This is a genomic window from Streptomyces asiaticus, assembly GCF_018138715.1.
Lineage (GTDB): Bacteria > Actinomycetota > Actinomycetes > Streptomycetales > Streptomycetaceae > Streptomyces > Streptomyces asiaticus.
In genome coordinates, this window is sequence record NZ_JAGSHX010000006.1 from 5,108,561 (window position 1) to 5,127,516 (window position 18,956).

At 70.7% G+C, this 18,956-nt stretch carries 17 protein-coding genes and 1 pseudogene; 9 read left to right on the forward strand and 9 right to left on the reverse strand.

Going from position 1 to position 18,956, the window contains the following annotated elements; translation table 11 throughout:
* Positions 1-129: 129 nt before the first annotated feature.
* Complete coding sequence (lysS, locus tag KHP12_RS29115; RefSeq protein ID WP_086884628.1) at positions 130-1,878, forward strand: lysine--tRNA ligase; 1,749 nt, start codon at positions 130-132, stop codon at positions 1,876-1,878.
* A 75-nt stretch (positions 1,879-1,953) separates the two neighbouring features.
* On the opposite strand, the gene KHP12_RS29120 is transcribed toward lysS, so the two are convergent.
* From KHP12_RS29120 to KHP12_RS29130, 3 genes are all read right to left on the reverse strand, one after another.
* Complete coding sequence (locus tag KHP12_RS29120) at positions 1,954-3,417, reverse strand: DUF2637 domain-containing protein (RefSeq protein WP_211833914.1); 1,464 nt, start codon at positions 3,415-3,417, stop codon at positions 1,954-1,956.
* Between the two features lie 97 nt (positions 3,418-3,514).
* Positions 3,515-4,219, reverse strand: a complete 705-nt coding sequence (locus KHP12_RS29125) for a hypothetical protein (protein ID WP_086884630.1) — start codon at positions 4,217-4,219, stop codon at positions 3,515-3,517.
* Between the two features lie 147 nt (positions 4,220-4,366).
* A complete protein-coding gene (locus tag KHP12_RS29130; RefSeq protein WP_167442689.1) occupies positions 4,367-5,329 on the reverse strand; it encodes a DUF3558 domain-containing protein in 963 nt (320 codons plus the stop codon).
* Between the two features lie 163 nt (positions 5,330-5,492).
* Here KHP12_RS29130 and KHP12_RS29135 point away from each other — a divergent pair, with 163 nt between their 5' ends.
* Complete coding sequence (locus KHP12_RS29135; protein ID WP_086884631.1) at positions 5,493-6,686, forward strand: RtcB family protein; 1,194 nt, start codon at positions 5,493-5,495, stop codon at positions 6,684-6,686.
* Between the two features lie 10 nt (positions 6,687-6,696).
* Here the strand turns inward: KHP12_RS29135 and KHP12_RS29140 are convergent.
* The 4 genes and pseudogenes from KHP12_RS29140 to KHP12_RS29155 all read right to left on the reverse strand — a co-directional run bounded on the left by KHP12_RS29140 (position 6,697) and on the right by KHP12_RS29155 (position 10,590).
* Positions 6,697-7,934 (reverse strand): annotated as a pseudogene (locus KHP12_RS29140) (cytochrome P450).
* 113 nt (positions 7,935-8,047) lie between these two features.
* On the reverse strand, positions 8,048-9,436 hold the full coding sequence (locus KHP12_RS29145; RefSeq protein WP_086884632.1) for an NAD(P)/FAD-dependent oxidoreductase: 1,389 nt from the start codon (positions 9,434-9,436) through the stop codon (positions 8,048-8,050).
* Positions 9,426-9,662 (reverse strand): ferredoxin, encoded by a 237-nt coding sequence (locus KHP12_RS29150; protein WP_086884633.1) that lies wholly within the window; start codon positions 9,660-9,662, stop codon positions 9,426-9,428. Before KHP12_RS29150 ends, KHP12_RS29145 begins: the two co-directional genes overlap by 11 nt.
* 172 nt (positions 9,663-9,834) lie before the next feature.
* A complete protein-coding gene (locus KHP12_RS29155; protein ID WP_037955278.1) occupies positions 9,835-10,590 on the reverse strand; it encodes an SDR family NAD(P)-dependent oxidoreductase in 756 nt (251 codons plus the stop codon).
* A gap of 199 nt (positions 10,591-10,789) precedes the next feature.
* Here KHP12_RS29155 and KHP12_RS29160 point away from each other — a divergent pair, with 199 nt between their 5' ends.
* Complete coding sequence (locus KHP12_RS29160; protein WP_211833915.1) at positions 10,790-12,301, forward strand: hypothetical protein; 1,512 nt, start codon at positions 10,790-10,792, stop codon at positions 12,299-12,301.
* Here KHP12_RS29160 and KHP12_RS29165 read toward each other — a convergent pair.
* Complete coding sequence (locus KHP12_RS29165) at positions 12,291-12,623, reverse strand: YnfA family protein (protein WP_020869425.1); 333 nt, start codon at positions 12,621-12,623, stop codon at positions 12,291-12,293. The genes KHP12_RS29160 and KHP12_RS29165 overlap by 11 nt on opposite strands.
* Positions 12,624-13,152: 529 nt before the next feature.
* On the opposite strand from KHP12_RS29165, the gene KHP12_RS29170 reads away from it, so the two are divergent.
* Positions 13,153-13,302, forward strand: coding sequence for a hypothetical protein (locus tag KHP12_RS29170; RefSeq protein WP_167442690.1), 150 nt, complete (start codon positions 13,153-13,155; stop codon positions 13,300-13,302).
* Positions 13,303-13,336: 34 nt separating this feature from the next.
* Here KHP12_RS29170 and KHP12_RS29175 read toward each other — a convergent pair whose 3' ends face one another.
* Positions 13,337-13,885 carry a hypothetical protein gene (locus tag KHP12_RS29175; protein ID WP_241787818.1) on the reverse strand — a complete coding sequence of 183 codons (549 nt, stop codon included), beginning with the start codon at positions 13,883-13,885 and terminating at the stop codon, positions 13,337-13,339.
* 117 nt (positions 13,886-14,002) lie between these two features.
* Between KHP12_RS29175 and hemL the strand changes: the two genes are divergently transcribed.
* From hemL to KHP12_RS29200, 5 genes are all read left to right on the forward strand, one after another.
* Positions 14,003-15,319, forward strand: coding sequence for a glutamate-1-semialdehyde 2,1-aminomutase (hemL, locus tag KHP12_RS29180; protein WP_086884635.1), 1,317 nt, complete (start codon positions 14,003-14,005; stop codon positions 15,317-15,319).
* Positions 15,320-15,327: 8 nt separating this feature from the next.
* Entirely contained in the window at positions 15,328-16,014 is a 687-nt protein-coding gene (locus KHP12_RS29185; RefSeq protein WP_208653178.1) for a histidine phosphatase family protein, read from the forward strand.
* A 242-nt stretch (positions 16,015-16,256) separates the two neighbouring features.
* Complete coding sequence (locus tag KHP12_RS29190) at positions 16,257-17,444, forward strand: polysaccharide deacetylase family protein (RefSeq protein WP_078559327.1); 1,188 nt, start codon at positions 16,257-16,259, stop codon at positions 17,442-17,444.
* A gap of 120 nt (positions 17,445-17,564) precedes the next feature.
* Positions 17,565-18,182 (forward strand): TlpA family protein disulfide reductase, encoded by a 618-nt coding sequence (locus KHP12_RS29195; RefSeq protein ID WP_086882139.1) that lies wholly within the window; start codon positions 17,565-17,567, stop codon positions 18,180-18,182.
* Positions 18,183-18,188: 6 nt separating this feature from the next.
* Positions 18,189-18,953 (forward strand): cytochrome c biogenesis CcdA family protein, encoded by a 765-nt coding sequence (locus KHP12_RS29200; RefSeq protein WP_037955272.1) that lies wholly within the window; start codon positions 18,189-18,191, stop codon positions 18,951-18,953.
* The last annotated feature ends 3 nt before the right edge of the window (positions 18,954-18,956 follow it).

Below are 18,956 nucleotides of genomic sequence, written 5' to 3' on the forward strand. Positions count from 1 at the left end.
GTATGGGCAACCCAGTATTTCACGGCGGGTCCAACGATTTCCCCGGCCTGTGGACAACCCGGGCCCGCCCGGCGGGCCCTGTGGGCGAATCCGGAGGGGCCTGTTCCGTCTGGGACAATGGGCGGTGCCATGCCCGCTAGGAAGGAAGTGCCGACCGTGGCTCAGAGCACCGAGACCGACTGGGTCTCCCGATTCGCCGACGAGGTCATTGCCGAGGCGGAGCGCCGCGCCCCGGGCAAACCTGTCGTCGTCGCCTCGGGCCTCAGCCCGTCCGGCCCGATCCACCTCGGCAATCTGCGCGAGGTCATGACCCCGCACCTGGTCGCCGACGAGATCCGGCGCCGGGGCCGCGAGTGCGTTCACATCCTGTCCTGGGACGACTACGACCGGTACCGCAAGGTCCCGGCCGGGATCGACCCCTCCTGGTCCGAGCACATCGGCAAGCCGCTCACCTCGGTCCCGGCCCCGCCCGGGTCCCCGTATCCGAACTGGGCGGAGCACTTCAAGGCGCCGATGGCCGAGGCGCTGCGGGAGATGGGCATCGAGTTCCACCCCATCAGCCAGACCGAGATGTACACCTCGGGGGCGTACCGGGAGCAGATCCTGCACGCGATGCGCCACCGCCGGGAGATCGACGCCGTCCTGGACCGGTACCGCACCAAGGACAAGCCCGGCGCCAAGAAGCCCAAGCAGCAGCAGAAGCCGGTGGACGAGGCCGAGCTGGCCGCCGCCGAGGGCTCGGGCGCGGCCGCCGAGGACGACGGCAGCGCGGGCGCGGCGGGTTACTACCCGTACAAGCCGTACTGCTCGGTCTGCGACCGGGATGTGACCACGGTGACCTCGTACGACGACGAGACCACCGAGCTGGCGTACACCTGCGCGTGCGGCCACGGCGAGACCGTCCGCCTGAGCGAGCACAACCGCGGCAAGCTGGTCTGGAAGGTCGACTGGCCGATGCGCTGGGCGTACGAGGGCGTGGTCTTCGAGCCCTCGGGCGTGGACCACTCCTCGCCGGGCTCGTCCTATGTGGTCGGCGGCCAGATCGTCCGCGAGGTCTTCGGCGGGGAGCAGCCCATCGGCCCGATGTACGCGTTCGTGGGCATCAGCGGCATGGCCAAGATGTCCTCGTCCAAGGGCGGTGTGCCCACCCCGGCCGACGCGCTGGAGATCGTGGAGGCGCCGCTGCTGCGCTGGCTGTACGCCCGCCGCCGGCCCAACCAGTCCTTCAAGATCGCCTTCGACCAGGAGATCCAGCGGACCTACGACGAGTGGGACGCGCTGGAGCGGAAGATCACCGAGGGCACGGCCCAGCCCGCGGACGCGGCCGCGTACCGCCGCGCGACCCGCACCGCCACGGGCGAGCTGCCCAGCACCCCGCGCCCGCTGCCGTACCGCACGCTGGCCTCGGTGGTGGACATCACCACCGGCCATGACGAGCAGACGCTGCGCATCCTCGGCGAGCTCGACCCCGACAACCCGGTGAAGTCCCTGGAGGAGACCCGGCCCCGGCTCGACAAGGCCGAGCGCTGGATCACCACCCAGGTCCCGGCCGATCAGCGCACCCGGGTCCGGGACGAGCCGGACACGGAGCGGCTGGCCGCGCTGGGCGACACCGAGCGGGAGTCGCTGCGGCTGCTGCTGGACGGTCTGGACGACCACTGGTCGCTGGACGGTCTCACCACGCTGGTCTACGGGGTGCCCAAGATCCAGGCGGGGCTGTCGCCGGAGGCCAAGCCGACGCCGGAGCTGAAGGTCGCCCAGCGGTCGTTCTTCGCGCTGCTCTACACCCTGCTGGTCGGTCGGGACACCGGCCCGCGGCTGCCCACGCTGCTGCTGGCGGTGGGCGCGGACCGGGTGCGCAAGCTGCTCGCGGTCTGACCTCCGCGACTCCCGGGCGCCGGGCGGACGGCCTTGCGGCCGCCGCCCGGCGTTCCGCCTTTGCGGGAGGGGCGGCTACGGGATGGCCTCGCGCTCCAGGCGGACGCGCTCCTTGAAGTCCTCGACATACCCGGCCAGCTCGCTGTTGCTGAGGTCGGTCACGCCGTAGGTCTCCCGCAGCCGCTGCCCGAACTGGTACGCCGAGGGGTACCGGCTGTGGTCGGCGAGGAACTCGCGGAAGGTCGCGTAGTAGACCTCCTCGCGCGGCACGTCGTCCGGCAGCTGGTTCAGCTGCTGCTCCGGCCGCGGCTCCTCGTAGGCGAAGCGCTCGGGCTCGCGCTGCTCCGGTACGTAGACGCCCTGATGGCTTCCCACGCCCTCACCGCCGAGCGGCCGCACCCGGCCGCCGGGCCCGACCGGCACGGTCAGCTGGGGCTGCTGGGACTGCTGGGACTGACGCTGCTGAAATTGCTGCGGCTGCTGCTCGGGCTGCGGCGCCTGGCCCGGGATCTGCTGGTCCTGCGGCTGGAGCTGCTGCGGGTGCTGTGCCTGCTGCGGATGCTGGAGCTGCTGGGGCTGCTGCTCGACCGGCGCGGGGTGGGCGGCCGCCGGGTCGAAGGGCACCGCGTTCCGGCCGTCATGGCCCTGCCCGGCGGGCTGCTGGTACACCGGCAGGGGCAGCGAGAGCGGCAGCTCCTGCGTCTGGGGCTGCTGGGGGTGCTGCTGGGGGCCGAGGTCCGCCGCGGCCCCCGGCGCGCCGTACGGGCCCGGCTGGGCCTCCAGGGAGGCGCTCTTGGGCCCCGTCTCGTCCGCCGCGGCCGACCGGCCCGAGGGGAGCGCGGTCGCCGACACCGTGGACGGGTCCAGACCGGCCGCCGCGAGCCCCGCCGGGGCGGTGTCCGCCAGCGGCACCCCGTACCGCGCCAGCCGCAGCGGCATCAGGGACTCCACGGGCGCCTTACGGCGCCAGGACCGCCCGTAGCGGGCCCGCAGCCGGGCCTGGTAGACCAGCCGGTCCTGCTCCAGCCTGATGACCTCCTCGTAGCTGCGCAGCTCCCACAGCTTCATCCGGCGCCACAGCCGGAAGGTGGGCACCGGCGCGAGCAGCCAGCGGGCGATGCGGACCGACTCCATGTGCCGGTCGGCGGTGATGTCGGCGATCCGGCCGACCGCGTGCCGTGCGGCCTCGACGGAGACGACGAACAGGATCGGGATCACGCCGTGCATGCCGACGCCGACCGGGTCCGGCCAGGCGGCCGCGCCGTTGAAGGCGATGGTGGCCGCGGTCAGCAGCCACGCGGTCTGGCGCAGCAGCGGGAAGGGGATGCGGATCCAGGTGAGCAGCAGATCCAGCGCGAGCAGGACCACGATCCCCGCGTCGATGCCGATCGGGAAGACATTGGCGAACTTGCCGAAGCCCTTGTCGAGGGCGAGATCGCGCACCGCCGCGTAGGAACCGGCGAAGCCGATCGCCGCGATCACCACCGCCCCGGTCACGACCACGCCGGCCAGTATTCGGTGCATCCGTGTCAGTTGCATCGCGGCCACCCGCGACCCCTCCCCGTCCTCAACAACAGCCGCATCAGCGTCGCATACACGTCAAGGCTCATGGGCGGGAAGGGGTCGTGTCGGCGAGTCAGGCGCCGCTCTTGGCGCCCTTACCGATGGCGCCGACGGCCTCCTTGGCCGCGGACTTGGCGTCCTTGAGCAGGTCGGCCGCGTCCGGGGCCTTGGCGGTCTCATAGCCCGCGCCGTCGTACTGGAGGGTGATGACGACATTGGCGGTGCGGACCACGACCGTCTGGTCGCGGAAGTCGTCGCCGTCCTTCTTCTCCTTGGTGCTGACCGTGGTCGCGTCGTCGCCGATGCCCGCGACCTTCTCGGTCTTGGGGTCGGTCACCTTGCCGGCGGTGGCGGCCCTGCTCGCCTGCTGGGCGGCGTACTCCCCGGCGCGCTTGTCGCCGGAGCCGAGCCCCGGGTCGGAGCGGAACAGCTTGAGGGAGACGGTCAGCGAGCGGTAGTCGAACTTGTCGAGGCCGCTCCACAGGCAGCTGGCCGACGTATTGGTGTCGGCCGAGGGAAGGGCCTTGCCCTTCTTGTTCTGCGCCTTGGGGACGAGCTCGTCGACCGTCTTCCCGGAAAGCGTGGAACACACATCGGGCAGCTTGCTGAACTTCGCTGCCGCGACGGTGGGAGAAGCGCTGGGCGAGCCGGGTCTCGCTGAGCCACCGGCGTTCTTGTCGTCCTTCTTGTCCGAGCCGGAGGAGCAGCCGGCGACGAGCACCACCGGTACGGTCGCGCAGGCGAGTATTCGGGCGAGTCGCGGGGCTGAACGGTGCATGGGTCCTTCGCTCATTCTCTGTCGATGGGCGGACGTGCCGCTCGCGTCATTAGTCGGCACGGTACGCGGCCGACGCGCGGGCGTCCCAATTTCCGAGGTCTCCGCGGGGTGGGGACGGGGCGCTCGCGGGGGTGCGGCGAGGACCCGTTATTCGTTGAGGCGACCAGTCAGTTCATCGGCCAAGTCCTGGGCGCTTTCCTGGAGTTCCTGGCTGCTGGGAATGTGCTTCTTGTCGGTCGTCCACTGGTCGTACTCAATGGTGGCAATCACATTCGAGGACCGGAACACGACGGTGATGTCGCGGTGGATACCCGAGTCCTTGGTGATCAGTTGGTCGTTGAGAAAGGCGTCGTCACCGAGGTCGTCCAGCCGGCGCGGGGCGGTGTCCTCCGAGGCGGTGTCACTTTCGTCACTTCCGCCGCTCGCATCGGCGCCCGCCGAGGGACTATCGGTGCTTTCGCTCCCCTTGTCGGTCTTGTCACCCTTACCGGCTTCGTGGCCCTTGTCGCCCTTGCTGCTCTTACCGGGCTCATCGGCGCTCGAACTGGCGGAGGCGGAGGAGCCGCTGGCGTCGCTCGAGCCGCCCCCGTCGCCCGAGCCGCTCTCCGGGCCGCTCTCGGAGCCGGAGGGGCTCGAGGGAGGGCTCGTGGCGTCCGGGATGTCGGCGGCGACGGCCTTCTTCTCGTACGTCTCCTGGGCCCGGTCGTCATCGCTGACCGAGGGGTCGTACGAGACCACCCGCTGGAAGTCGATCGTGAGATAGCGCGTGCCGCTCGTGGTCTCGACCTTCCAGCGGCAGCCGTCCCGGCGGTCTATGTCATACGTCACGGCCGCCTGGCCGTCGTACACCTTGTCGTCCTGCTCGGCGCCGGGCAGCAGGGCCTGGAGGGTCTTGCGGCTCACCGCGCCGCATGCCTCGGGCAGGGTGCGGTAGCGGCCGGGCTCGGCCGAGACGGCCGTCCCGGAGTCGCCGGAGGCGCCGTCGTCCGGGGCGGCCGTCGAATCGGAGCCGGTGCATCCGCCGAGCCCCGCGGCGGCGAGCACGGTGATGAGCACGGCGACGGCCGGGGTGGCCCGCCGCCCGTACGCCCTTCGCTGCGCTGGCTGCACTGTCGGTGTCCCTTCGAGCGACGGAAAACTCCTTGCCGCCCGCGGGCGGTGGCTGGACACAATGTCTATCGCACACACTGCCGTGCCTGCCGGTCGCCCGCCGCCTATGGGGTATTGGCCCGGCTTTTGCGTTTTCAGTCTTTTACGGGGGAATGAGTACATCATGTCGTATGTCGAGGTGCCCGGCGCGCAGGTGCCGATCCGGATGTGGACCGACCCCTCGACGGTCGAGGACGTGGCCATGCAGCAGCTGCGCAATGTGTCCACGCTGCCCTGGATCAAGGGCCTCGCCGTGATGCCGGATGTGCATTACGGGAAGGGTGCCACGGTCGGCTCGGTGATCGCGATGCAGGGCGCGGTGTGCCCGGCGGCGGTGGGGGTGGACATCGGCTGCGGGATGTCGGCCGTCAAGACGTCGCTGACCGCCAACGACCTTCCCGGGGACCTCTCGCGGCTGCGGTCCCGGATCGAGCAGGCGATCCCGGTGGGGCGCGGTATGCACGACGACCCGGTGGACCCGGGGCGGCTGCACGCGTTTCCGACGACGGGGTGGGACGACTTCTGGAGCCGGTTCGGGGGAGTGGCCCAGGCGGTCAGGTTCCGCCAGGAGCGGGCTGTCAAGCAGATGGGTTCGCTCGGATCCGGAAACCACTTCATCGAGTTCTGTCTCGATGACGAGGGCTCGGTCTGGCTGATGCTGCACTCCGGCTCCCGCAACATCGGTAAGGAGCTGGCCGAGTACCACATCGGCGAGGCCCGGAAGCTGCCCCACAACCAGAATCTGGTCGACCGCGACCTGGCCGTCTTCATCGCGGACACCCCGCAGATGGCCGCGTACCGGCACGATCTCTTCTGGGCGCAGGAGTACGCGAAGTACAACCGCGCGATCATGATGGCGCTCTTCCAGGACGTGGTGCGCAAGGAGTTCAAGAAGGCCCGCCCGGTCTTCGAGCCGGTGATCAGCTGCCACCACAACTACGTGGCCGAGGAGCGCTACGAGGGCATGGACCTTCTTGTGACCCGTAAGGGCGCCATCCGCGCCGGGAGCGGGGACTACGGGATCATCCCGGGCTCCATGGGCACCGGTTCGTACATCGTGCGCGGTCTGGGGAACGAGGCGTCGTTCAACTCGGCCTCGCACGGAGCGGGCCGGAAGATGAGCCGTAACGCGGCGAAGAAGCGCTTCTCGATCCAGGATCTCGCGGAGCAGACGCGGGGTGTGGAGTGCCGTAAGGACTCCGGCGTCGTGGACGAGATCCCGGGGGCCTACAAGCCGATCGAGAAGGTCATCGACCAGCAGCGGGACCTCGTCGAGGTGGTGGCGCGGCTCAAGCAGGTGGTGTGCGTGAAGGGCTGAGGCACAGCTTTTATCGCTTGAGGCCGTCGTAGGCGACGGCCAGGTGCCGCGGGCCTCTGAGGACGGCGTTCCGGCGGTACGGGGGCGGGTCCTCGACGAGGCGCGGGTTGTCCAGCCGGCGGACGAGTTCGGTGAGGGCGGCCTGCGCCTCGAGGCGGGCCAGGGGTGAGCCGATGCAGTTGTGGATGCCGCTGCCGAAGCCGAGTGCTGGTTGTCCGGGCGGTCGGGGAGGAAGCGGTCCGGCTGGGGGAAGCGATGGGGGTCCCGGTTCCCCGAGGCCGGGACGAGCCACAGGGAGGCGCCCTTGGGGAGGGTGGTGCCGCCGATCTCGATGTCGTCGAGCGTGGTGCGCTCGGGCAGCAGCTGTACGGGCGGTTCGAACCGCAGCAGCTCCTCCACCAACGGGTAGATCATCTCGGCGTCCTCGCGCAGCTGCTTGAGGGCGTCGGGGTGGCGCAGCAGGGTGAGCATCCCATTGGTGATCAGGTTGACGGTGGTCTCATGGCCGGCGATCAGCAGCAGCGTCAGATTGCTGAGCATCTCGGACAGGGACATCGGACTCTCGTCGGTCCCGCGCTCGGTGGCCAGGCCGGAGATCATGTCGTCCCGGGGCGCGCGGCGGCGCTGCTCGATCAGACCGGAGAGATAGGCGGCGAGCTGGTGCCGGGCGTCCCGGATGGCCTCCCGGTGGGCCTGTTGCTCCTCGGGCGTGCCGGAGGGCGGCTCGAGGGCGGTGGCCACGGTGTCGGCCCAGCCGTGGAAGCGCTGCTCGTCCTCCGGGGGGACGCCGAGCAGACGGCAGATCACGGTCACGGGGAAGGGGTAGGAGAAGTCCTCGACCAGGTCGATCCGGTCCCGCCCCTGGAAGCGGTCGATGAGGCCGGAGACGATTCCGGAGATCTCGCCGCGCAGGTCGTAGACCCGCCGGGGGGTGTGCGGAGGGCCGTACGTCCGCATGATCAGCCGGCGCAGCCGGTCGTGGTCGGGCGGGTCGAGCCGGATGAAGCTCGGCGGCAGCTCGGGGTCGTCGGTGCCGGCGAGGGTTCTCGCCCCGGGGGCGAGATGGCGGACGTCGGAGCTGACCCTGGGGTCGTGGAGCAGGCTGTGGATCTCCCAGTAGGTGCTGACCAGGTAGGGGCCGGACTCGTCCCGCACCACGGGGGTCCTGCGGAGCTCGGCGTACAGCGGGTACGGGTCGGCGCGGTTGGCGTGGTCGAGGATCTGGCCCAGGAGTGCGACCGACGTCATGGCGATGCTCCTTCCGGGTGCGGTGCCGGTGGTGTCCGCGTCGGGCGGGGCCGAGGTGGCGTGGGTGGTGTCCGCGTCAGGCGGGGGCCGAGGCCGCGGGGGTGGTGTCCGTGTCAGGCGGGGGTGAACGTGACGCGCTGGTCGGTCGGGGAGTGGCCGCTGACGGTGACCTCGGGGCCGTGGGTGGGCACCGAGGGGTCGGGGAACCCGGCCGGCACCGGCCGCATGCCCTCGGTCCGCCGGTCGACGGTGGTGAACGGCAGCGGGAAGGGCGCCGCCTGCTCGATCTGCCGCTGGTAGAACTCCAGCCATTTGGCCTGGTCGAAGGCGACGGCGGCGATGACGCGGCCCTGGTAGCCGTAGGCCGCGGTGAAGCGGTGCTCGCTCAGCGACCCCTGGCCGACGAGGATCTGGTCGGCCATGTTCGGCACCCCGACGGACTTGATGTTGACGCCGAACTGGGCCGACCAGAAGTACGGCGTCCACAGGTGCGGGCGGCGCCGCTCACCGGGGCTGATCATGTTGTGGGCCGCGACCTCGGCCTGCGCGACCGCGTTGCCCCAGTGCTCCAGGGACAGGAACTGGTACCCGAACAGCGGATGCGGGGAGCGGGCCACGTCCCCCGCGACGAAGACGTCGTCGGAGACGATGCCCCGTACGTCGAAGGCCCGGCAGCCCGCGTCGCAGGCGATCCCGCGCGGCCCCGCGGCCAGTCCGGAGCCCGCGAGCCATTCGGTGTTGCGCGTCGCCCCCAGGGCGACGACGGCCACCTCCGCGTCCAGCGCGGCGCCGTCGGAGAAGTGGGCCCGCCGCAGCCTGCCCGCGCCGTCGCCCTCCAGCCCGGTCACCATCACACCGCAGCGCAGATCGACGCCGTACTGGTGCTGCAGCTCGGCGGCCACCTCGCCGATCACGCCGCCCAGGGCACCCACCAGGGGAGCCGGGCCGCGTTCGGCGACCGTGACGGGCAGTTCCCGCTCCCGGCAGACGGAGGCGATCTCCGAGCCGGTGAACCCGGCGCCGATCACCAGCACCCGGCGGGGTCCGGCCCGCAGCCGGCCGACCAGCCGGGCGGCGTCGTCCGTGGTCCGCAGCACGAAGACGCCGTCCAGGCCGGCCTCCAGCTCGTTCGGCCACGGACGGGAGCGCACACCGGTAGTGATCAGCAGCCGGTCGTACTCCACCGAGGTGCCATCGGCGAGCGTCACCCGCTTGGCCGCCATGTCCAGCGCGGTCGCGGCGGCGCCCAGCCGCCACCGCGCGTCGAGCGTACGGCGGCGGGGGAGGGCCGTTTGGCCGACCGGCACCAGGCCGAGGAGGACCTGCTTGGACAGCGGCGGACGGTCGTACGGCTCGTACGGCTCGTCACCGATCATGGTGAGCGTGCCGGTGAAGCCCTCCTCCCGGAGCGTCTCGGCGGCCCGCAGCCCCGCCAGGGAGGCGCCCACGACAACGATGTGGCCCTCGCGCCTGAGCCGTTCCAGAGAGCCGTCAAGCGCCATCGGAGGCACCCACCCGGTCCGCCGTCCACCTGCCGCCCGCGCCCTCCACGGTGATGGCCCTGACCGGGCACGCCGCCACCGCCCGCAGCACGTCCGCGCGCCGCGTGTCGTCCGGCCGCGCGTCGTACAGCAGCGCTTCCTCCCCGTGCATCGCGAACACGTCCGGCGCGAGGAAGGCGCACTGCGCGTAGCCCTGGCACCGGTTGAGATCGACGACAACCCTCATGACGCCTCCGCTTCACCGCGAGGTGACGGCCGCTCCCAGCATCGGAGCGCCCCCGGGATGGCGCATACGCACTGAGCCGAACGGGGGACGGCGGGCTGTCGCGGCAGGGCTGTCGCGGAAGGCTGTGAGGAGCCGTGGAGGACGAGGGAGGACGAGGGGGGACGTGACGGGCTCAGCGCTCGCGGTGGACCTTGTGCTGGGCGGCCTGGGCGCGGGGGCGGATGACCATCATGTCGATGTTCACATGCGAGGGGCGGGTGACCGCCCACTCGACCGTGTCGGCCACGTCATCGGCGGTCAGCGGCTCGGCCACGCCCTCGTAGACGGCCGCGGCCTGGCCCTCGTCGCCGCGGTAGCGGTTCACCGCGAACTCGTCGGTCCTGACCATGCCCGGGGCGATCTCGATCACCCGCACCGGCTCACCGCACAGCTCCAGGCGCAGGGTGGCCGCGATGGCGTGGGAGCCGTGCTTGGCCGCCACGTAACCGCCGCCGCCCTCGTAGGCCACATGGCCCGCCGTGGAGGACAGCACGACGATCGTGCCGTCGCCGGAGGCGGTGAGGGCGGGCAGCAGCGCCTGGGTCACCTGGAGCACGCCCACCACATTGACCTCGTACATCGCCCGCCAGTCGGCCGGGTCGGCGGTGGCCACGGTCTCGGCGCCGATCGCGCCGCCCGCGTTGTTCACCAGGACGTCGCAGCGGTCCAGACCGGCGGCGAAGGACTCCACGGCGGCGCGGTCGGTGACGTCCAGGACGTACGCCTCGGCCTGGTGCCCCGCCTCGGCCAGCTCGGCGGCGAGCGCCTCGATGCGCTCCTTACGGCGGGCGGCGAGGACGACGCGGAATCCGGCGGCCGCCAGGCGGCGCGCGGTCGCGGCTCCGATCCCGCTGCTCGCGCCGGTGATCACTGCGGTACGGGTGGTCATCGGCCCTCCAGAGGCGACGTGGCGCAGACGGTGGTGTGTGCGCATGATCCATATGCAGGATATGACGGCCCGATTTACCTCCAACCGGGGGACTGAAGATAGGAATCCGCTAGGGGCTCTCGGGCTCGGGGAAGGGTGCACTTCGTCCGGCGCGGTGCCGGTAGTTGGAGCACCCATGCCCAAGGAGTGAATTCAGGTAATGACCCAGCAGAGCAGATTCCTTCAGCGGTCCCGTCGTTCTTTCCGGCGCTGGGGCGTGGCCTCAGCGGGCGCCATCGCGGCGGCCGCCCTGGTGACCGGTGCTCCGGGAACCGCATGGGCCTCGCCCAGCACCCCCGACCCGCACTCGTCGCAGAGCAACCACTGTGCCCAGGACCGGGCGCACGGCGACAACAAGGGGAACCACGACAAGGGGAACCACGAGAACGGGCGTCACGAGGACAAGAAGAACCACGAGAACGGTCGCCACGACGACAAGAAGGACCAGCACGAGCACGGCCGCTACGAGGCGAAGGACCCGAACGGCCGTCACGAGGACAAGAAGGGCGACCACGAGCACGGCCGCCACGAGGACAAGAAGGGCGACCACGAGCACGGCCGCTACGACGACAAGAAGGACCAGCACGAGCACGGCCGCAACGAGGCGAGCAGCCACGAGGACTCCAACGGCGGCCGCCACGACGACCACGCTCGGGACGACCAGGAGGGCCGTCACGACGAGGGCGGGGGCTACGAGAAGAAGGAGAGCGACCCGCGCGAGGAGAGCGACCAGCGCGAGGACGACGGCCAGCGCGAGGACCACGGCCGGTACGACGAGAAGATGGACAGCGGCCGTGAGGACAGCGGCAGCGAGGAAGAGAGCCGCGAGGAGGACAGCGGCAAGGAGGAGAGCCGTAAGGAGGACAGCGGCAAGGAGGAGCACGGCCAGCGCGAGGACCAGGGCCGTATGGACCCGACCCGCTACTTCCCCACCGGGAAGTACTGGCCCGGCATCCAGGGCCGCAGCGCGGCGCGCCCCGAGCAGGTAGCGCAGCCGGAGCAGGTAGCGCAGCCGGAGCAGGCGGCTCAGCCCGAGCAGGCGGCTCAGCCCGAGCAGGCCGCGCAGCCGGAGCAGGCTGCCCAGCCCGAGCAGGCCGCGCAGCCGGAGCAGGCCGCCCAGTCCGGTGAGGAGGCCCAGGACCGCGGTGCCGTCCGTCCCGTCACCGTTCCCGTCCACGGCGACGACCAGGCGCGCCACGGCCAGGAGCACCAGGACCAGAAGAAGCAGGACGAGAAGAAGGACGACCCGGTGACGCTCGCCGAGGCGGTCGAGATCGCCGAGTGCGCGGTCGGCGGCCAGGCGGTCAGCGCCGAGCTGGTGGACTGCCCCGAGGACGACCCGCACCACAAGGGCAAGCACGAGGACGGCCGTAAGGACGACCGTAAGGACGACCGCAAGGACTCGCGCCACCACGACGACCGGCGCAACGACAAGCAGCGCAAGGACGAGCACAAGGACCCGCACAAGCAGGAGGTCAAGCAGGTGTGGGTCGTGGAGCTCGAGTGCGACCACACCATCACGACCGTGTTCATCGACCCGGACACCGGTTGCGTCCTCGGCACGGAGCAGGAGCAGGACGACCACCACGGTGACCACGGCAAGCAGGGCAAGGACCACCACGGCGACCATGAGGGCAAGGGCGGCCACGGCCGGCCGATGGTTACCTCCTAGGCACGTACATGATCACAGCGACTCCGGCCAGACAGATCAGCGCTCCGAGCACATCGAAGCGGTCGGGCCGGTAGCCGTCGGCGACCATGCCCCAGGCGAGCGATCCGGCGACGAACACGCCGCCGTACGCCGCGAGGATGCGGCCGAACTCCGCGTCCGGCTGGAGCGTGGCCACGAATCCGTAGGCGCCAAGGGCGATGACCCCGGCGCCGATCCACGCCCACCCCCTGTGCTCACGCACGCCCTGCCAGACGAGCCAGGCGCCGCCGATCTCCAGGAGCGCGGCCACGGCGAACAGAGCGATGGAACGTGCGATGAGCATGGGGGAAGGGTACGGCCCGCCCATGCGAGGCCCCGTGGCGGAGCGGAACGCTACGATCGGCGCCCGCCACAGGATCACACCGGGGGATGGGTGCCGTGCAGTTACGCCTTCGAGTCGACGCCGCCGAGGGCTCTCCGGGCGTCCTCGACCTCTATCGCTGGCTGACCGGGGACCCCGATGTCGCGGGCGGTCTCGGAGCCGGCGCTGGTGGACGAGGAGGGCCGCGGCGACACCCTGGGCGGCCTCGAGGTCATCTCCATCGTCGTCTCGAACCTCACGTACCTTGGCAATCTCCTGCTCGCCGTGGCCACTGGCGTGACGCACGGGCGCGCGGTGCGGACGCCCGGGTGGAACGCGATGGCGTCTCCCTGCGCGTCGAGAGCACCGACCCGGAGACGATCCGCCGCCTCTTCTCCGCCGCCGCCCGGACAAGGGCATCGCGTCCTGGAAGAAGCGCCGGGACCGAGCGGCCCTCCTCCATGACCTGGCCACCCTGCTGGAGCGCGAACCCAAGGTCGACCAGGGCGGCTTGACCTTCTCCAACGGCGACCAGGCGGCCACCTGGCAACGAGGCCCGGGCACCGTGCCCGACAGCCACTACCGCTGGACGGGCTACTTCCTCTGCACCGGCCCGGACTCCAACCACCCGGCCTGCGACCTGCTCAGAGCAATCCACTGAGCCAGCCGCACCCGGGCCCGCCCGGGCCGCCGCCTCAGGGCCAGACCAGGCAGTACGGCTGGTGCCCCGCCTCGTGCAGCCGGTGGCTGAAGTCCTGCCACTCGTGGAGCAGTTGATAGACCGTGAAGGCGTCCCGGGGGCCGCCGCGGTCGGGGACCGTGGACCAGATGAAGGCCGCGGCGCCCACCGCCTCCTCGCCGACGCCGCGCAGCGGGTCGACGGCGGTCATCGGGAGCTTGACGACGGCGTAGTCCGGGTGGAGCACGACCAGTTCGAGCGGGGGGACCTTGTGCAGCGGGACGCCCTCGATGCCGGTGAGGACCATAGCCGCCACCGTCTCCGGCTTGATCTTCGTGAACATGCCGTGGCCGAGCTCGTCGCCGCCGAGCTCCTCGGGGCGCATGGAGATGGGGACCCTGGCCGCAGTGGCGCCGTCCGGCGCACCGAAGTACTTGTAGGTCACCCCCATGCGGCCCCCGCTTCTGCCTGCCCTGCCCGCCTCGTCCCGCCGATGGCGTCCTGGCCGGGCACGCTCGGGGCCTCGGTCGTCAGTCCCTTCACCCAGTTCGCCACCGCGATACATATCTCCACCCGACCACTCGCGGCCACTACCGCGCAACCCGATCTCTGTTCACAGAGACCTCCCCCACCATAGAGCTGTGAAACGCCCGGCCGCGGGAGTACGTCCGCCTCTGACAACATGGCTTGTGTGAGCTATCCGTACGCAGCCCCAGTTTCGCAGACGCTTTTCGATCGCGCGGCCGCCGTGACGCCCGGCGGCGTGAACTCTCCGGTGCGGGCGTTCCGCGCCGTGGGAGGTACGCCCCGCTTCATGGTGTCCGGGGACGGTCCGTACCTCACCGACGCCGACGGACGCGAGTACGTGGACCTCGTGTGCTCGTGGGGACCGATGATCCTCGGCCATTCCCACCCCGAGGTCACCGCGGCCGTGCAGGCCGCCGTCGCCCGCGGTACGTCGTTCGGCACGCCGGGGGAGGGCGAGGTCGAGCTCGCCGAGGAGATCGTGGCGCGGGTCGCCCCGGTCGAGCAGGTGCGCCTGGTGTCGTCCGGCACCGAGGCGACGATGTCGGCGATCCGGCTGGCCCGTGGGTTCACCGGGCGGTCGAAGGTGATCAAGTTCGCCGGTTGCTACCACGGGCATGTGGACGCCCTGCTGGCCGCGGCGGGGTCCGGGGTGGCGACCTTCGGGCTGCCGGACACTCCGGGGGTGACGGGAGCGCAGGCGGGGGAGACCGTGGTGCTGCCGTACAACGACCTGGAGGCGGTCCGGGCGGCCTTCGCCGCGCACCCCGGGGAGATCGCCTGTGTGATCACCGAGGCGTCGCCGGGCAACATGGGCGTGGTGCCGCCGCTGCCCGGGTTCAACGCCGGCCTCAAGCAGCTCTGCGCCGACCATGGCGCGCTCTACATCTCCGACGAGGTCATGACCGGCTTCCGGGTCTCCAGGGCCGGGTGGTTCGGGCTGGACGGCGTGGAGCCGGACCTGATGACCTTCGGCAAGGTCATGGGCGGTGGCTTCCCGGCGGCGGCCTTCGGCGGGCGCGCCGACGTCATGGAGCGGCTGGCCCCGGCCGGCCCGGTCTACCAGGCGGGCACCCTGTCCGGGAACCCGGTCGCCACGGCCGCGGGCGTCGCCCAGCTGCGGCTGCTGGACGACGCGGCGTACGGACTGGTCGACGCGGCGTCCGAGCGGCTGCGGGCGATGGTGACGGAGGCGCTCTCCAAGGAGGGCGTGGCGCACCGGGTCCAGGTCGCGGGCAACATGTTCTCGGTCTTCTTCACCGCCGACGAGGTCACCGACTACGAGAAGGCCAAGGCGCAGGAGGCGTTCCGCTTCACCGCCTTCTTCCATTCGATGCTGTCCCAGGGCGTCTACCTCCCGCCGTCCGCCTTCGAGTCGTGGTTCGTCTCCACGACGCACGACGAGAAGGCGCTGGAGCGGGTGGCGGCGGCTCTGCCGGGGGCGGCGCGGGCCGCCGCCGAGGCCACTGAATGATGGGTGACATGACACAGAGCGAGAACGACATCACCGTCGTCCATGTGATGCGCCACGGCGAGGTCCACAACCCGGAGGGGGTGCTCTACGGCAGGCTGCCCGGGTACCACCTCTCCGATCTGGGGCGGCAGATGGCCGACCGGGTCGCCGAGCACCTCGCCGACCGTGACATCACCCATGTGGTCGCCTCCCCGCTGGAGCGGGCGCAGGAGACGGCGGCGCCGATCGCCAAGGCGCACGGCCTGGACGTGGCCTCGGACGAGCGGCTGATCGAGGCGGCCAATGTCTTCCAGGGCAAGACCTTCGGTGTCGGCGACGGCGCGCTGCGCAAACCGGGCAACTGGCGTCATCTCACCAACCCGTTCCGCCCGTCCTGGGGTGAGCCCTATGTCGACCAGGTGGTGCGGATGATGGCGGCGCTGGGCCGGGCGCGGGACGCCGCGCGCGGGCACGAGGCGGTGTGCGTCAGCCATCAGCTGCCGATCTGGATCGTGCGCAGCTTCGTGGAGCGGCGGCGGCTGTGGCACGACCCGCGCAGGCGGCAGTGCACGCTGGCCAGCCTCACCAGCTTCACCTTCCGCGGCGACCGGATCGTCTCGGTGGGCTACAGCGAACCGGCCCGTGATCTCGTTCCGCCTCATCTGCGCGCGGGCGCCAAGCCGGTGAAGGGGGCCGCCAAGGGCTACGGCGCCTGAGCGGTGCGCCCGGCCGCGGCCGGGCCGGGGGTGCGGGCCGCCGGGTGCGGCCCGCGATGTGCGCGACGGGCACATGGCCGTGGGATGACCGTTTGGGGCATGCGGCGTGCCTCCGAATGGAGACATTGTGTGCGCCGTGTAATTGACCGCGTTCTTTCGGAACCTCGCTATTCGCCTCGCCATCTCCAGGGTTGTCCGGACACCCCGGGCAATCAGAACGGCGAGTGCGAATTGAGGACGTTATGCGTGAGGTCAGCCGGAGGGGGATCCTCGGTCTTGGTATGGGAGCGGCGGCATCACTGGCCGTCGCCGGCTGTTCCTCGGGGTCCGGATCCGGTACGCCGAAGCCCTCGAAGACGACCCAGGCGAAGCCGATCGGTGACGGCTCCACTTCGCACGGTGAGCGGCGTAAGGAGGCCCCGAAGCCGGAGCGGCTGGAACGGGGGCAGAAGCCGCCGCAGTTCGTGGTGTTCTCGTGGGACGGTGCGGGAGAGGTCGGTAACGGTCTCTTCCCGCGGTTCCGCAAGCTGGCCGAGGACCACGGCGCGACCATGACCTTCTTCCTCTCCGGTATCTACTGCCTTCCGGAGTCGAAGAAGTCGCTCTACCGGCCGCCGAACAACCCGGTGGGCGCCTCCGACATCGGCTATCTCACCGATGACCACATCAAGGCCACGCTGCGGAACGTGCGCGAGGCGTGGCTCGAGGGCCATGAGATCGGCACCCATTTCAATGGCCACTTCTGTTCCGGAAGCGGCTCGGTGGAGAACTGGACGTCCGCGCAGTGGAAGTCCGAGATCGACCAGGCCATGTCCTTCGTCACGGAGTGGAAGACGAATACGCGCTTCACCGATGTGGATCCGCTGCCCTTCGATTACCACAAGGAGCTCATCGGCGGCCGCACTCCATGTCTGAAGGGCCAGACCAATTTGCTGCCGACCGCCCGGGAGCTCGGCTGGCGCTATGACGCCAGTTCGCCGGGCGGACTTCAGGTGTGGCCGTCGAAGAAGCAGGGTGTGTGGGACTTCCCGCTCCAGCAGATTCCCTTTCCGGGGCACTCCTTCGAGGTGCTCTCGATGGACTACAACATCCTGGCGAACCAGTCGAAGAATTCCACCAATGCCCCGCCCGCGAACTACCCGGGCTGGCGCAAGCAGGCCGCCGAGGCGTACATAGCCGGTTTCAAGCGGGCCTATGAGACCAATCGCGCCCCGTTCTTCATCGGGAACCACTTCGAGCAGTGGAACGGCGGTATCTATATGGACGCCGTCGAGGAGGCGCTCAAGCACATGGCCGACGAGCGGCACAAGGACGTCCGGCTGGTCTCCTTCAAGCAGCTCACCGACTGGCTGGACGCACAGGACCCCGCGGTCCTGGCCGATCTGCGCGGGCTCGGCGTGGGCCAGGCGTGGAGCGCGAACGGCGGCTGACGGCGCCGGTGGGCGCGGGGCGAACCAGGGGCGAGCCGGGGGCGGGGCCCCGCGGGGCCCGGCGGGATGCCCGGAGGGGGGTGGCGAAGATCCCCAAAAGGGCCATGCGAAACTTTTCACATGAGTGCCTGCCGTGCCCCTCGGGGCCTCGCGACCCGTCGTCGCGCAACCGTGCTGGCCGTTGGGGCCACGGTTGCCGCGCTGTCCCTGACCGCCTGCGGCGGGGGCGGCACCTCGGGCGGCTCCGCCGACACCAAGTTCGTCCAGGGCAAGGGCGGCGTGGACACCGTCGCCAAGGAGAACCGCAAGGACGCACCCCAGCTCTCGGGCAAGACCCTGGAGGGCAAGCCGCTGGATGTGGCGGACTACAAGGGCAAGATCGTGGTCCTCAACGTCTGGGGCTCCTGGTGCGCCCCCTGCCGGGCCGAGGCGTCGAACCTCGCCAAGGTGGCCAAGGACACCAAGGCCAAGGGCGTGCAGTTCATCGGGATCAACACCCGTGACTCCAACCGCGCCCCCGCGCTCAGGTTCGAGAAGGAATACGGCGTCGACTACCCGAGTCTGTACGACCCGATCGGGAAGCTCATGCTGCGCTTCCCCAAGGGGAGCCTCAACCCGCAGGCCATCCCCTCGACGGTCGTGCTGGACCGGAAGGGCAGGATCGCGGCCCGCGCTCTGACGCCGCTCAGCGAGGAGCGCCTGCGCACCATGGTCAACCCGCTGATCGCGGAGAAGTGACCTTTCGTGAACACACTGGCCGCCGCGACCGATCCCAACCAGACCGTCCTGACCGGGGCGCTGCTGCTGGCGCTTCCGGTCGCCCTGCTCGGCGGACTGGTCTCCTTCTTCTCCCCCTGTGTGCTGCCGCTGGTGCCCGGCTATATGTCGTACGTCACAGGGGTTACGGGCACGGATCTGGCCGAGGCCAAGCGCGGCCGGATGGTCGCGGGCGCCTCGCTCTTCGTGCTCGGCTTCACCGCGGTCTTCGTCTCCGGGGGCGCGCTCTTCGGCAACTTCGGCTGGACGCTCCAGGAGCACAAGGAGACCATCTCCAAGATCCTCGGGGTCGTCACGATCGTGATGGGCCTCGCCTTCATGGGGGTGCTGGGGGGCTTCGGACAACGGGAGTTCCGCTTCCACATCAAGCCCACGCTGGGGCTCGCGGGGGCGCCGGTGCTGGGCGCCCTGTTCGGCGTCGGCTGGACGCCGTGCCTGGGGCCGACGCTCACCGCCGTCAACGCCCTGGCGTTCAATGAGGCGAGCGCGGGGCGCGGGGCCCTGCTCACCGCCGCGTACTGCGTGGGGCTCGGGCTGCCGTTCGTGGTGGTCGCCGTGGCCTACCGCCGGGCCCTGGGTGCCTTCGGCTGGGTGAAGCGGCACTACGTCTGGGTGATGCGAGCCGGGGGCGGCATGCTCGTCGCTCTGGGGGTGCTGCTGCTCACAGGTGTCTGGGACACCATGATGGGCTCCATGCAGACCTGGGCTCAGGGCTTCAACGTTGGGATCTGATCG